The sequence below is a fragment of the Parasphingorhabdus sp. genome (assembly GCF_039977335.1).
Lineage (GTDB): Bacteria > Pseudomonadota > Alphaproteobacteria > Sphingomonadales > Sphingomonadaceae > Parasphingorhabdus.
This window is the reverse complement of sequence record NZ_JBDWDI010000004.1, coordinates 382388-396775: the sequence shown is the minus strand read 5'-3', so window position 1 is coordinate 396775 and position 14388 is coordinate 382388. Positions and strand designations below refer to the sequence as shown.

The 14388-nt window shown below is 48.9% G+C and carries 9 protein-coding genes; 7 read left to right on the top strand and 2 right to left on the bottom strand.

Annotated features, from left to right (window positions below; translation table 11 throughout):
- The first annotated feature begins 6 nt into the window (after nucleotides 1-6).
- The 7 genes from ABJM21_RS09095 (at nucleotide 7) to ABJM21_RS09065 (ending at nucleotide 9613) form a co-directional block, all read left to right on the top strand.
- Entirely contained in the window at nucleotides 7-2352 is a 2346-nt protein-coding gene (locus ABJM21_RS09095) for a glycerol-3-phosphate 1-O-acyltransferase (protein WP_348301461.1), read from the top strand.
- A 26-nt stretch (nucleotides 2353-2378) separates the two neighbouring features.
- The gene (locus ABJM21_RS09090; protein WP_348301462.1) at nucleotides 2379-3923 is read left to right on the top strand and encodes a wax ester/triacylglycerol synthase family O-acyltransferase; all 1545 of its coding nucleotides are present in this window, start codon (nucleotides 2379-2381) and stop codon (nucleotides 3921-3923) included.
- A gap of 86 nt (nucleotides 3924-4009) precedes the next feature.
- The gene (locus tag ABJM21_RS09085) at nucleotides 4010-5488 is read left to right on the top strand and encodes a DUF3336 domain-containing protein (protein ID WP_348301463.1); all 1479 of its coding nucleotides are present in this window, start codon (nucleotides 4010-4012) and stop codon (nucleotides 5486-5488) included.
- Nucleotides 5485-6339, top strand: a complete 855-nt coding sequence (locus ABJM21_RS09080) for a lysophospholipase (RefSeq protein WP_348301464.1) — start codon at nucleotides 5485-5487, stop codon at nucleotides 6337-6339. The genes ABJM21_RS09085 and ABJM21_RS09080 overlap by 4 nt, the downstream gene beginning before the upstream one ends.
- Nucleotides 6340-6371: 32 nt before the next feature.
- Entirely contained in the window at nucleotides 6372-7301 is a 930-nt protein-coding gene (locus ABJM21_RS09075) for an alpha/beta fold hydrolase (protein WP_348301465.1), read from the top strand.
- Nucleotides 7302-7368: 67 nt separating this feature from the next.
- The gene (locus ABJM21_RS09070; protein ID WP_348301466.1) at nucleotides 7369-8370 is read left to right on the top strand and encodes an NAD(P)H-dependent glycerol-3-phosphate dehydrogenase; all 1002 of its coding nucleotides are present in this window, start codon (nucleotides 7369-7371) and stop codon (nucleotides 8368-8370) included.
- 289 nt (nucleotides 8371-8659) lie between these two features.
- Nucleotides 8660-9613 carry a crotonase/enoyl-CoA hydratase family protein gene (locus ABJM21_RS09065; protein WP_348301467.1) on the top strand — a complete coding sequence of 318 codons (954 nt, stop codon included), beginning with the start codon at nucleotides 8660-8662 and terminating at the stop codon, nucleotides 9611-9613.
- Here the strand turns inward: ABJM21_RS09065 and ABJM21_RS09060 are convergent, their stop codons facing one another.
- A complete protein-coding gene (locus ABJM21_RS09060) occupies nucleotides 9614-11905 on the bottom strand; it encodes a response regulator (RefSeq protein ID WP_348301468.1) in 2292 nt (763 codons plus the stop codon).
- Between the two features lie 317 nt (nucleotides 11906-12222).
- Nucleotides 12223-14379: an EAL domain-containing protein gene (locus tag ABJM21_RS09055; RefSeq protein WP_348301469.1), complete on the bottom strand. Its 2157-nt coding sequence runs from the start codon at nucleotides 14377-14379 to the stop codon at nucleotides 12223-12225.
- Between the last annotated feature and the right edge of the window lie 9 nt (nucleotides 14380-14388).

The following is a 14388-nucleotide window of genomic DNA, read 5'->3' as shown; positions in this document are numbered from 1 at the left end:
GGCAGAATGGATGAATCAACGGCAATAGCAAAGGCAGTTCCTCTGCTGACACAGGGGCCAAAGCTATTTGTCATTGATGCGCGTAACCGTGTCGAGCGTCGCTACCTTCTTGACTGGTTACACACCTCCTTAGCCGAAGGTGGACCTGGCAGGGAAATAAACTGGGTCAGTCTCCCGATATCTGATGAACGCGCTCGTTTGCGGTTGAAAGAGTTGACGCGAAAATTGGAGGCAGAGCCAGACACCTTGGTGATACCGGTGCGTATCGCGTGGAGAATACCTAATTTTGAAAAGAGCCGGGCTTTAAAAAAGCGGCACGCCCTGTTCGGTGATCCCAGAACACCAGGCAGTTTTCGGGCCCGTACGATATTGCTTCGTAACAAGCGTCGTGCCCATTGCCTGACCGGGCAACCGGCAACAATCGGTGACTTGAGGCAGCGTTTCGAGCTGCATCATGTCGTTGAAGGTCAAGGTGACAATGAGCATGAATTTGCCGGTTTTGTGGTCCGTCAAGCCGGTCTCGTCCTTGATATCGAAGAGCGCGGTCTGCGCGGGCGGCGTTATAAAGTGCCGCGTTTTGTCGCCGATGGGCTGCGCACAAGTCCGAAATTCCGGGCGGCGATGTCCGAGCTGGCAGCTGATCTCGACAAGTCTGAAACGGCGCTATACGACGAAGCCAGCAAATATATGAAAGAGCTCATCGCGCGGCCGAGTGCCTTCTTTATAGATATGAAGGCGAAACTCGACCGTTTCATGCTGTCGCAAGGCTATGAAGATGATGTTGTGTTTAAAAAGAGTGAGTTGGCTCGGTTACGTAAGACAATGCGTGATCATCCTACATTGCTACTGTTTACCCATAAAACCTATATCGATGGGGTGACACCCACTGATCTGGCATATCAGAATGACCTGCCAATGGTGCATGTTTTTGGCGGCATTAATCTCGACTTTTTCGGCCTCGGCTTCGTACTACGTCGTGCGGGAACGATTTTTATTCGACGCAGCTTTGAGAATAATCCAGTCTACAAGTTGGTGTTGCGTCACTACGTTAGTTATTTGCTGGAAAAACGTTTTCCGATGACATGGGCTTTTGAAGGCACGCGATCGCGTCTCGGGAAATTGATGCCGCCACGCTATGGCTTGCTGAAATATGTCATGGACAGTGCCAATGTGAATGATATCGAAAATGTTCACATCATCCCGGTGGTAACCAGTTTTGATCTGATCCGCGATGTTGAAGAATATGCTAGCGAGCAAACGGGACGTGTTAAAAAGGCGGAATCGCTGAGTTGGTTTATCGGCTACCTCCGCAGCCTGCGTGAGCCTATGGGCAAGGTCTATGTTGATTTTGGTGATCCAGTCGTGGTCAAACGAGCGCCAGAACCGGATGATCGCATAGGATTGTCGAAAATCGCCTTCGAAGTGGCGGTCGAAGCCAATCGTGCTACGCCGCTAACATTGACGTCACTAATGTGCCTGAGCTTGCTCGGCACAGCGCCCCGGGCAATGACAGCAGATGAATTGCGCGCGGTGATCAATTTCTTTGTCGAATGGGCACAAGAACGCAAAATCCGGTTTAGCGATGATCTGACCAAGCAAAATTTGGAAGGCATTCAAAAAGTAGTTGATACGCTGGTCAACAGCGGCCTGTTTGTACGTTATGATCAGGGATCAAGTACTGTTTATGCGATTCAGCCCGAAAAACATCCCTTGGCGAGCTACTACCGCAATTCCATAATTCATCATTTTCTCGACAAGGCCATTATTGAACTATCGCTGCTAAAGGCACGAGAAGACAAGGATAATGTCGCCAAGGACGTATTCTGGGCCGAAACCGAGCGTTTACGTGATTTGTTTAAATTTGAATTTTTCTATCCGCCCAAAGAAGAATATCGAAAAAATCTGGAAGCCGAACTAACTCGCGCTTGTCCCGATTGGGAAATGAAGTTGGATAAGGGTGGGGTTTTGCTGAAAAGCCTCACCAATCGATTCCAGCCGCTAATCGGCCATGCTGTTTTCCTGCCGTTCGTGGAATCCTATACTGTTGTGTTAGATATATTGTCACGGTTGGAACCGGGAGAGGCAATCGATAAACAGCACTGTGTAGAAGCGACCCTTAAAGAGGGGCGTCAGGCTTATTTGCTGCGACGGATTACAAGTGAAGCGTCGATTGGCAAAATCCTGTTCGAAAACGGCTTTAAGATGGCCGCCAGCCAAGGACTGACTGGCGAGACGACTGAAGAAACTATAGCTAAACGCAAGGCTTTGCTACGTAAATTCAGGGCATTGTCGCGGCGAATGGAAAAATCGCGCCTTGAGGTGCTGAGCCTAGCCGACAAGATTTTTGACTAGAACCATAGGATATAGAGGAACCGCATATGTTGCATCAGCTTAGCGCCCAAGACGCCCAGTTCCTTTATATTCAGACGCCGGAAAACTTGACTCATGTCATGGCCATTTATGTCTATGATCCATCAAGTGCTCCTACCAAGAAGGTGCGTTTCAAGGACATTATCGAGCATGTCCGCAGCCGGCAGCATATATCACCGGTTTTCAAGCGAAAGCTGTATCGTCTGCCGTTTGATGTTGATCATCCCTATTGGGTTGAGGATGAACATTTCGACATAGAAGCCCATATTTCCCATGGGCGACTGCCGGAGCCGGGTGATTGGCGACAATTTTGTATCCATGTGGCGCGCCATTTCAGTAAACCCATGGATATGAACCGTCCGCTGTGGGACATGTATGTGGTCGAAGGGCTTGACCGCGTTAAAGGCTACGGCAAGGGTAGCTATGCAATTTTGACGCGGGTGCATCATGCCGCCATTGATGGTGCATCAGCTGCATATTTTTTCACTGCGCTTAGCGACAGGGATACGAAGGGCACGCCGGCGATAGAGGTGCCGCATTCCGATTGGGATTATGGTGATGTGCCATCTTCTTCGGAAGTTATGAATCGCGCTGTTTCGAGCAACTTGACTTCGCCGGTGAAGCTAGCAAATGCTGTACTGAAGCTGACTCCAACCTTATGGGATGCAGCACAAAAAAACATATCTAGTGGCGGGGAGGGCAGTGGTCTCGCTGTTCCTGAGACCCGGTTTAATGGAACTGTTTCGCCGCATAAAATGTTCGATGCCGTCAGTTTCGATTTGAACGAGCTGAAAGCTATGCGCACCAAAGTGGAAGGTGCAACGATTAACGATGTCGTACTGACCATTTGTAGTGGTGCGCTGCGTAAATATCTGATGAAGCATAAGGAATTGCCGAAAGAGACGCTGGTGGGTGTTGCTCCGGTCAACGCCCGGAAACGGGATGGTCAGGAAAACACCCCGGGTAACAAAATAACTGCAATGACGGTCAAGCTTTGGACCAATATTGCCAATCCATTGGAGCGATTGGAGGCGGTTCGCAACACTACCCGGGAAACGAAGGCGGCTAAATCTGGGTTGAGTGCACGGATTATGACGGACCTTACCCAGCATATTCCCGGCGCGACTATGGCTGGCGCTGCCAAAATTTTAACCAGTGAGCGGTTTGCCCCGAAAATGAGCAATGTCTTCATTTCCAACGTACCGGGTCCGCAAATGCCCATGTATATGAATGGCGCAGAATTAACCCATCAATATGGCATGGCGCCGTTGGGCAATGGAATGGGGCTGTTTATTGCAACACCCAGCTATAATGGCACTATGTCTTTTGCGATCACCACTGACAGAAAAATTATGCCTGACATTGAATTTTTCCGGGAGTGTATTGAAGCGGCCTTTGCCCAGTTGAAGGCCGCAAAGCCAGGGGCTGGGAGACGCAAAGCAAAGACGAGAATCTCGCCTGCTAAAAAGGCTACGCAGCCCAATGATGGCTCTGTCATGTACCGGCGGGTGTCCAAAACACCAAGAAAAGCGCAATCGGATAAGGCGAAGTAAGCAGTGGATAACTATTGGAAATCGCCGTTAACAGGTGTCTTTCTGCGACGATGCGTGTATTCGGTCTCACAGTAAGCGAGTAAATTATGATTTTGAATACCACTTTGAAGATGGAAAAGGCGATGGCCCAGGCGGAAAATTATTCCGACTGGTCTGATGCCGCTGCTGCGCATGATCGCTCAACTGGGGTCGATAAATGGAAGGCGTCTGACGAGAGCAAGCATTTCGATAATGCTTCTATCCGCCGGCGCCTTAAACGCCTCTCAAAACTCTGGAAAGCCCAGGACAATGCTGGCCTCCTCTATGCGTTGAATGAGGGCATACATGGAAATATGGACGGCATGGGCAATGATCGCCTGCACCAGAAAGCCAAATTTGGCACCAAACAACTGATCCAAGATTATGTCGACGCTATTGTAAATTCGCTGGAATATCTGGCGAGTGATAAGGTTGATGATATACCGTTTGAAGAGAAGCTAGATTTCTTTCGTCGGGCGCAGCATTGCTATGGCCGCTCTGCGTTCTTGATGAGCGGATCGGGTGCTTTTCTCTATTTTCATATGGGAGTGGTGAAATCACTTTGGTCCGAAGGGCTCTTGCCGCACATCATGTCCGGTTCCAGCGGGGGGTCTGTAGTCGGGGCTTTGATCAGCACCCATGTAGATAACGAAATTCCCCCGTTTTTTGAACCTGAAAACTTGGTCACAGATGGCCGGGACGAAATAGCGGCGCAAACGGGGTTGAGCATATTTGGTGGCACAAGGCGCCTGAAAATCGACGAAATTCGCGAACGGATCGCGACGATGATCCCTGATCTCACTTTTCAAGAGGCTTATGAGCTTACCGGAAGACACCTCAATGTTTCTATTGCGCCAGCAGAAAAGCATCAGACGTCGCGTCTGTTGAATGCTATCGCTTCGCCTAATGTCTATATTCGCGAAGCGGTTATGGCGTCCTGCGCTGTTCCTGGTGTTTATCCGCCGGTGACACTAGCGGCTAAGGACCATACTGGAGAGCGCAAGCCCTATTTGCCCAATCGAAAATGGGTCGATGGTTCGGTAACCCATGACTTACCAGCCAAACGGCTCGGGAGGCTCTATGGGGTTAATCATCATATCGTCAGCCAAGCCAATCCGCTGATCACGCCCTTTGCGACCGACGTGAAACAGCAAAAGACCCCTATTTCTGCAATCAGAAATGCAACGACATCGACAATGAAAGCTTGGCTCAATGCTAATGTCGAGATCATGCAGAAACCGTTGTCCTATTTTCCACGGCTCAACAGTATGGCGAATATGACGCTGTCGGTGATCAATCAGGACTATACCGGCGATATCAATGTCATTCGTCCAACGATGTTCTGGAGTCCGGCGAAAATTCTCAGTGATTTATCGATGGAAGAGATTGGCGAGCTAATTCAACTTGGCGAGCGTACAACGTGGCCGAAGATCGAAATGGTGCGTACGCAGACGAAAATCAGCCAGACACTGGATCGCATCTTGTTCGAATATGAAACTGAATTGGCGCATGATCATATGGTTGCGATGAAAAGGAAAATAGCTTGAGGCATCAAGAGGGGGCATTGACGCTGGCGGCCTCGTCTGCCGGAGCAGGAGCTTCACTCTATTGCCAAAGCTGGACTCCGGAAAGCGCTGTCAAAGCGGTCATCATATTGGTCCACGGTTATGATGAGCATAGCGGGCGATATGGCTATTTTGCTGAACATTGTGTGCAACACGGGCTGGCGGTGCACACGCTAGACCATTGGGGGCACGGCAAGTCGAGTGGAGACAATGGTTTTGTCCCGGATTTTTCAGTCTATCATGACGGTCTCGATGCCCTAATCGACGAGCTGCCAGAGGAGCAAAAGGTGCTTCCGTTGATATTGGTGGGTCATAGTCTAGGCGGTTTGATTGGCGCGACTTACTTGCTGAAGAAGCAGTCTCGTTTTACCGCCGCTGTATTGTCCGGTCCGGCGATAAAGGCCACCGAAGAACCGTCTTCCTTCATGAAAGCGCTCAGCAAGATACTTTCAAAAGCGGCGCCAAAAATGGGCGTTCTCGCACTGGATGCCAACGGGGTCAGCCGCGACCCTAAGGTTGTTTCCGACTATCTGGCTGATCCGCTGGTGTCTGGCACCAAAATTAGTGCCCGGTTGGCTGCTGAAATGATGGCCAATATGGAGCTGGTACAAAGCCATGCGGCGAAGATCACGCTGCCGACGTTGATGCTGCACGGTGAGAATGATAGCCTGACTGCCCCGGAGGGATCGGTATTTCTCAATGAGAATATAGGTTCCGAAGAAAAAATGTTGAGAATCTATCCTGAGCTGTTTCACGAGATTTTCAATGAACCGGAAAAAGACATGGTACTGACCGACATGACCGACTGGATTAAACGTATATTGACGCGATAATGGCGGTAGATGCGAATAGGGGGGATTTCGCAATGATGATCATTTTGTACTTTTTGGGCGCCTTAATATTGGCCGTTTTGGTCGCCTATTTCATACTTCCAAAAGCGCTCTATGACTTGATGACCGCAATGCTGCGCCTGCGCGGTGGGATACGGCAAAAGTCAGTCCGTGTCGGTGACAACGTCTGGCCTTTTCTGGAAGGTGGACGAGGAGACGGTGTGCCGGTTGTTTTGCTGCATGGTTTTGGAGGGGACAAGGATAACTGGTCCATTTACGCGCCGCATATCACAAAGTATCATCGATTAATTGCGCCTGATTTGCCGGGTTTTGGCGAGAACAACCGGTCTCTCGATCGCGATTATGATATTTCCTCCCAAGTGCATCGACTAAACGCATTTCTGGACGCTATGAATATCACGAAATGTCATATTGGCGGCAATAGTATGGGGGGCTTCATCGCTCTGCAATTTGCGATGGAATATCCCGATAAAGTGTCCTCGCTTACATTGTTCAACAATGCCGGTGTAATGGGGGAAGACAAGAGCGAACTGGCCGTTGCTGCTGAGAAAGGCGAGAATTCCTTAGCTTTGAGCAATGTTGCGGATGTCGATCGGCTCATGGCGTTCGTTTCCTATAAACCTGTACCGATGCCCAAAAACTTCAAAAAGATATTTTTTGCGGAGGCAGAAGCTCACAGAGAAGTTCTGGATAAGATTTTCTGGCAAATTGCTGGTGCAGGTATCAATCATCCCCTTAATGACCGCCTTGGCGAAGTGATGGCACCAAGCTTGATTATCTGGGGGCGTCATGACCGCTTAATTGATGTTAGCTGTGTTGCGGTACTAGATGAAGGAATCCGAGACAGCGAGGCGGTGATCTTTGAAGAGACTGGCCATATTCCGATGATCGAGAAACCAAAAGAGACTGCCGCAGTGCATCGGGCATTTCTTGCAAAACATTAAATTTGCAGCCAGTTTGGTCGCATAGAGCTTCTTAAAAAGAGGAGTCGCGGAAAAATGGGGAAAAGCTATGAAATTGCGTGTTGGACTATTGGGTGGCGGTTCTTGGGGAACGACCGTAGCTTCTTTGGTTTCGCGCAACGCACCGATCAAGATGTGGGCTAGAGATAGCGATACCGTTCGCGACATTAACGAAAATAGTCGCAACAGAAAATACCTACCTGATGCCGAATTACCGGAAGCACTAGAAGCTACTGGCGATATTGGAGAGGCTGTATCTGATGCCGACGTTCTTGTTATGGGAATTCCGTCAAATAATTTCCGCGGCGTTCTTGAAGAAGCCAAATCTTATTTGCGACCTTGGGTTCCCGTTATCAGCCTGACCAAAGGTCTGGAGCTATCCACAGGCAAACGCATGACGGAAGTCATTGAAGATGTGCTGCCTGGTCACCCAGTTGGCGTATTGACGGGCCCCAATCTGGCGCGGGAAATTATGGCGGGGCAGGCAGCCGCCAGCGTTATCTCCATGGAAGACGAGATTATTGTCAAACAGTTGCAGCAGCTGTTTCATTCAGGGCTGTTTCGCGTTTACACCAATACCGACCTGCTAGGATGTGAATTAGGCGGGGTATTGAAAAACATCATCGCCATCGCTGTCGGCATGGGTGATGGACTGGGAGCTGGGGACAATACCCGCTCTGCTCTGATCACCCGCGGTCTTGCTGAGATTACCCGGTTGGGCGTCGCCATGGGTGGACGCCCGGAAACATTTGCAGGTTTGACAGGTATGGGTGATATGATCGCAACCTGTACCAGCCCGCTGAGCCGGAATAGGCATGTCGGCGTTGAGCTTGGTAAAGGCCGCAATATTGATGAAATCATTGAAGAAATGCTCATGGTCGCAGAGGGCGTGAAAAGCGCTCCAACAGTAATGGCACTAGCAAAAAAATATAATGTGGCAATGCCCATCGCTGAGGACGTCTTTGAGGTTACGAAGGGAACCAGATCTGCTGTGCGGGCCTATCGTGGTTTGATCAGTGCATCAGCGGGTTCTGAGGCTGAAGCTGGTTAACAGTAACTACAAGAACCAGCTATTTATTAACAAGATTAGATGGTTGCAGGACAAGTTGATATCCACTTTTTGTTGGCAGTATTTGCCAATTTTACCAAATTTTACAATCGGTTATTTACCACTAAGTGCCGCCAAAGACTGGTGTTTTTTTAGGTCCATTAAGGATGTAATTTAATCCTTTGACTTTTACTTGCTTCTTTTTGGGGCGTGTCATAAAAATATGTCCCAAGCAGTTCGGGAATTGTTACGCCAGAGTTTCGACGTAGCCCCGATTATGTGGAGAGTATATATGGATTTGAGAAGCCAAGCCGTGAATGATATCGAGACCGATTTGGTCGTTGATGGAACCGATTCATTGATCATATCGCAGCATGGTTTCGGACAGGATATACTTACACAGAATTTCAACGAGATAGATCTGCGGTTTGATAAATCCGATGAAATTTTCTGGTGCTATATGAACCAGAAATCCCGCCCTAGTTACACCTATGAACTAGGTGACGAAATCCAGTTGGTACAGGATTGGGTGCATACAAATTATGCTATGGATGCTGGGCGCGCTGTCGATCCTTTACGGTATTTTGTTTGTGGCTCTCATACTCCGGGAATTTACAATCTCGGCGGTGATCTGAAGCATTTTGCTGATTGCATCAGGCGACGTGATCTGGGTGCCCTGAAGAAATATGCGCGCACTTGTGTTCACATGCAATATGCCAATAGCACAGGCTTTGGCGCTCCGATCATCACGATGGCCTTAGTTCAGGGAGACGCATTGGGTGGCGGTTTTGAACATGCCCTGGCGTTTGATATTCTGGTTGCAGAACGAAGTGCGCGACTTGGCTTGCCAGAAATTTTGTTTAATCTGTTCCCGGGAATGGGGGCATATAGCTATCTTAGACAGCGCCTTAGCCGCCGTGAGACAGAAAAATTTATTCTGGAAGGAAAATTGTTCACCGCCGAAGAGCTATACGACATGGGCGTGGTTGATATCCTGGCTGAGGATGGCAAGGGCGAAGAGGCGATTGTTGAATATACCAAAGAGAACAAGAAACGGTTCCATGCCGAACGTGCTGTCTACAAGGCGCGGCGCCTTTCCAATCCGGTAACGATCGACGAATTGCTTGAAATTACCGACATGTGGGCTGAAACAGCGCTACATCTTGAAGAAGCTGATGTGCGGAAAATGGAGCGTTTGGCGTCGGCTCAAGAACGCAGAATAGAGCGCTCGCTTAAAGCTGTCTGACTACCGATAATAGCCTGCTGCGCTAAAGTCGTCTTGAATATCGCCTGTTTTAGCTGCTTCCGGTTTGTTCAAGAAGTCAGTGATCCGTGAGACCTCTTCCTTGATTTGCGCAAGATATTCAATGCGTCGTTCGGTAAAATCCAGCTCGGTGATGACTTCGAGTTGGCCACACATCTGAGCTAATCTGCTCGCTCCGACATTATTTGCGCCGCTCTTGAAAGCATGTGCGTGGAAACGGAACTCTTCGACATTTTCGTCTTCTATCGCTCGTTCAAAGGCAATCATGATGTCTGATGTGTCTTCGATATAGGCGTCGATTATTGACTGGACGAAGGTTTCATCGCCGATCGATTTGAGATAATCCATCTGCTTCACATCTATAGGCGGCTCTAGATTATCTGCCGATTTTGATCCGATTGAACGAACAACATTAAATGGATCGATATCGCCAACTGGATCGGCGGTATCCGGTTCGAGGAAATTACCGGTTTGTTCCGCGACCGTGTCCAGCAAAACACCTGCTTCAATCGGTTTTGTAAGGCGCAGGTCCATACCGGCGTCGAGACATTTCTTCTCTGTCTCATCGGTGGAATCAGCTGTCAGGCCGATGATAGGGATAGGATTGCGTGGACCTTCGATCTGACGCCATAATTTGCAACATTCAATACCGCCAATATTGGGCATGTTGACGTCGAGAAATACAATATCAAAGGTATATTTCTCGAGTTCATCCAATGCTTGCTCGCCATCAGAAACAGCAACAACCTTGTGGCCAGCGTTGGTGAGGATCGTTTGCAAGACCATCTGGTTGGTGCGGTTATCATCGGCAACCAGTACATCAAGTGAAACCGATGTCCGGATAATGCGCTGAGGATCATCCTCTGGTTTTTTGCTTGTGCGGTTGAATGAACAGCCGATTTGAACAACGCTACGTACCGCGTCGAAATCCGGGGATGCCGGTAAAACAGATGCAAACGCCGCGCGTAACTTAATTTCATCAAGACTTCTGCCACTATTTTTCGACAACAAGACCGGTGGCAGATTGGCGTCGCGGAAATGGTCCCAGAATATGGGATCATCCTTGTGTTGCTCGGCTATTTCATCGTCAAGTAGAGCTAGGTCATAAGAGGCAAGAGCACGATTTTTGAGAATCGTTTCCAGCCTGTCATTTTTTGCACATTGAATATGATCAATATGGACTTTTTTGGCCTCTTGTTTTGAGATATCCGGACCGCTCAGTCCAAAACCCAATGATAATATTCTGAAGCTTTCTTCATCTGAGATTTCTTCGATTTCGGCAATAGCATCGACCGGACAAGTAAGCGTAAAGGTGCTGCCTTCCGTGACCGCACTCTCCAAACTGATATCACCACCCATTTGCAAGGCCAGTTGCTTGCAGATGGCGAGCCCCAGACCCGTTCCACCGAAATTGTCGATGATGCTCTCATCGGCTTGCTGGAATACGCCGAATATTTTTTCATGTGCTTCGGCTTCAATACCGGGGCCTGTATCGGTAACAGAACACCAAAGCACAGGGATATCGACGTCGCTATTTATTCCGCACTTCAATGTTATTGAACCGGTTTCTGTGAACTTCACAGCGTTGCTGGTTAGATTGATCAATATGTTGCGAATATATTCTAACTGCCCCGAGATGGGTTGATCACTCATCGCTTCTGCTTGTAAATGAATGGTCAGGCCTTTCTCATTTGCCGCCAACTGCATGATATCTCTGACTTCGGTAAGCACATCAACGACACTAAATGTTTTTGGTTCCGGTAACTCTTCCCGAGTGTCGGATCGCGCAAAATTCAACAACTGATTGATAAGGTGCAGGAGATGTTGACCAGCAGATACACTTGTACTTACCATTTGTTGCTGCGCGTCCGGCAGTTTCATATCCAGCAAATGCGTGCCATATCCAATGATAGCATTGAGCGGTGTCCGTAATTCGTGGCTGATGCTGGCCAAGAAAAGGCTTTTGGCTTTGTTTGCTTCCTCCGCCTCTTTTGTGGCTTGGGATATTTTCTTGATCAATGTTGAACAATAGCCTGGGATAACGATTAGTCCAACTAGCAGGCCCAAAGAGAGCGAGAGATTTTCTTTCCAGAATGGAACATTGTAGACTGTCCAGCCAAACGATAATGTTCCCATAACAGCTGCGATTGCCAACCATTTGATGCCAAAGCGAAAGCCGTAACCCAATATCACCCAAAGATATAAAGGATAGAGGGCTGCAAGGGCGCTGCCACCGATCGCAAAAAGGTAAGTTGATACCCCAAAATCGGTCACAAGCCCTACAACGCGCCTCGCACTGCTGGGGCCAGGATTCAAGCGATAGGCGATAAAGATTGCCCAACTTGCTATAAGGTGCAGCTGGAATCCCAACATAATATCTTGCGAGGCGCCCAGGAATAACGAGATGGCAAGCGTTATGAGGATCAAAACCAGGCGGTTTATGATCATTTCCCGTTCCCGATCACGGCCGCGACCGCGGTCTCGTGCAGCTACACCATGATGATTATGATGGCTGCTGTGGTGGCGGTGATGGGATTTGGATTGGCTTGAACTTTTATGCTGCGAGCGCGGACCAAATGAGAGCATCCTATTCAACCTTCCACAGCACTGGAAGTATGGTTTGCCGCCATACCGAATAGCTTTGGTAAATCTTCAACGCGCTGCGGCCGGGCAATTTTGAATCCTTGAATTTCGTCAACACCCGAAACTTGCAGCAGTTCAAGCTGTGCATCATTCTCAACACCCTCGGCGATGACGCGCATATCAAGTGCGTGGGCGAGATGTGAAATTGTGCCAATAATGGCACGATCAGCAGCAGACTGCTCAATGCGAGAGATAAAAGTCCGGTCAATTTTCAGGCAGTTGGCTGGCAGATCACGAAGATATTGCAACGATGAATAGCCCGTACCAAAGTCATCGATAGAGATTCCCACGCCAGTTTTGCGCAAACGGTTCAAAGTTTCACGGACGTGATCATTGTTATCCAGCAGTAATTCTTCGGTGATTTCAACGACGATTTTTGACGGATCAATTCCGTTTTTCTCGATATTTTTCAATATCTCTTCGCAGACATTCTGGTTCTGGAATTGGCGAGGGGAGACATTTATTGCTACCCGTGGAAGATCGATACCATCGTCTGCAAACTGCCGGATTTGCCTACACACTTCGGCAATAACCCATTTGCCCAAGCTATCCATGATACCTGTGTCGTCAGCAACTCTGATAAATTGTACTGGCAGCAAACGCCCACGGGTAGGGTGATCCCAACGGATCAACGCTTCCAGTCCGACATAGTTTAAGGTCTTTGCGTCAACAATGGGTTGATACTCGAGGGCAAACTGATCCTGGCCGAGTGCGTCACGCAATTCTATTTCCAGAGCAGCATCAGCCTGTGCAATCTGGTTCATGCCTTCTGAGAAGAAACGATGGCAATTGCGGCCATTGGCTTTTGCATCATACATGGCGAGGTCCGCGAGGCGCAGTAACTCTTCATATTCATTACCATCGGTTGGTATCAAGCTCACGCCAATACTCGCGCCGATGACTTGCTCGATACCACTTATGGAATAGGGTTGATTGATGGCTTTCAATATTTTGGTGCATCGCGAATTAATGGCATCAGCGCCATCTACTTTGCCTAGTATGATAGCAAATTCGTCGCCGCCGATACGGGCTGCGAAATCGTCTGGGCCGATCATTTCAAGGAGCCGATCAGCCACTTCACGCAGCAAAGTGTCGCCGCTATGGTGCCCGCGTGTGTCGTTGATCACCTTGAAGCGATCAAGGTCAAGCAGCAACAAAGCTGCTTCTTGACCGGTTTTTTCGCAGGTATCGATCGCTTTGCGAACCTTCTCGGCTAGCAACGCGCGATTGGGCAATCCGGTCAACATGTCATGCAAAGCAAGATGGGTGCGATGTTCTTCCGCAAATTTTCGTGCTGTAATATCAACCGCTGTTGTCAACACCCCGATGGTCTCACCATTATGGTTTAACAGCGGAGATTTGTTGCAGTGAAAGATAAGTTCGACGCCGTCACTGGTGAACTTTTCTTCATAATGGGGGATAGGCTGTTCTGTTTTCAGAACACTATTATTTCTGCGCTCCGAATTTAGGGCGAGCTCTGGGCCGAGTATTTCACCAAAATCTTTTCCAACCATCTGATCTGGCGTCTTATCAAATAGTGCAGATTGATAGGCATTGGTAAACAGGCACCGACCAGAACGATCCGTGGCGTTTATCATGATTGGTATGGTATCAATAATTTGTTCCAACATGCTTTTGCTTGCTGGAGCACCTTGATCCACGGCATCGGAGAGTGCTGCGTGTTTTCGTTCAATTTCGGATGCTCGTTTCCGCAAATTGACGCTTTTTTGGCTTTTGGTCAAAAGCGACATGGCGCGTTTGCAGAACTCTACATGGGATACGGGGCTTTGCAGGAAATCGGTGGCGCCGGCATCCAAAGCGGATAACCGACATTCACGGTCCTGGTGCGCCGTGATGACAATTGCCGGGACGTCACTACAATTCGACATCTTACGGACTTTTTTTATGAATTCCGCGCCGTTCATTTGCGGCATCCGGTAGTCCACAACTAGCAGCTCAGCGCTGTTGTTTCCCAGCCATTCCAGCGCTTCCACGGGATCGGCAAATGTCACGGAGGAGTATTTCTCCCCCATGATAGTTACAAACTGGGCGTAAATCCTGAGATTCGTTGGCCGGTCATCGACAATGAGAACGCGCGTTGTCATAGGGCTGCA

Bases quoted from the DNA above. Each gene is read 5' to 3' on its own strand.
- ABJM21_RS09090 (WP_348301462.1), top strand. From the start codon at position 2,379: ATGTTGCATCAGCTTAGCGCCCAAGACGCCCAGTTCCTTTATATTCAG.
- ABJM21_RS09070 (WP_348301466.1), top strand. From the start codon at position 7,369: ATGAAATTGCGTGTTGGACTATTGGGTGGCGGTTCTTGGGGAACGACC.
- ABJM21_RS09095 (WP_348301461.1), top strand. From the start codon at position 7: ATGGATGAATCAACGGCAATAGCAAAGGCAGTTCCTCTGCTGACACAG.
- ABJM21_RS09075 (WP_348301465.1), top strand. From the start codon at position 6,372: ATGATGATCATTTTGTACTTTTTGGGCGCCTTAATATTGGCCGTTTTG.
- ABJM21_RS09065 (WP_348301467.1), top strand. From the start codon at position 8,660: ATGGATTTGAGAAGCCAAGCCGTGAATGATATCGAGACCGATTTGGTC.
- ABJM21_RS09055 (WP_348301469.1), bottom strand. From the start codon at position 14,379: ATGACAACGCGCGTTCTCATTGTCGATGACCGGCCAACGAATCTCAGG.
- ABJM21_RS09085 (WP_348301463.1), top strand. From the start codon at position 4,010: ATGATTTTGAATACCACTTTGAAGATGGAAAAGGCGATGGCCCAGGCG.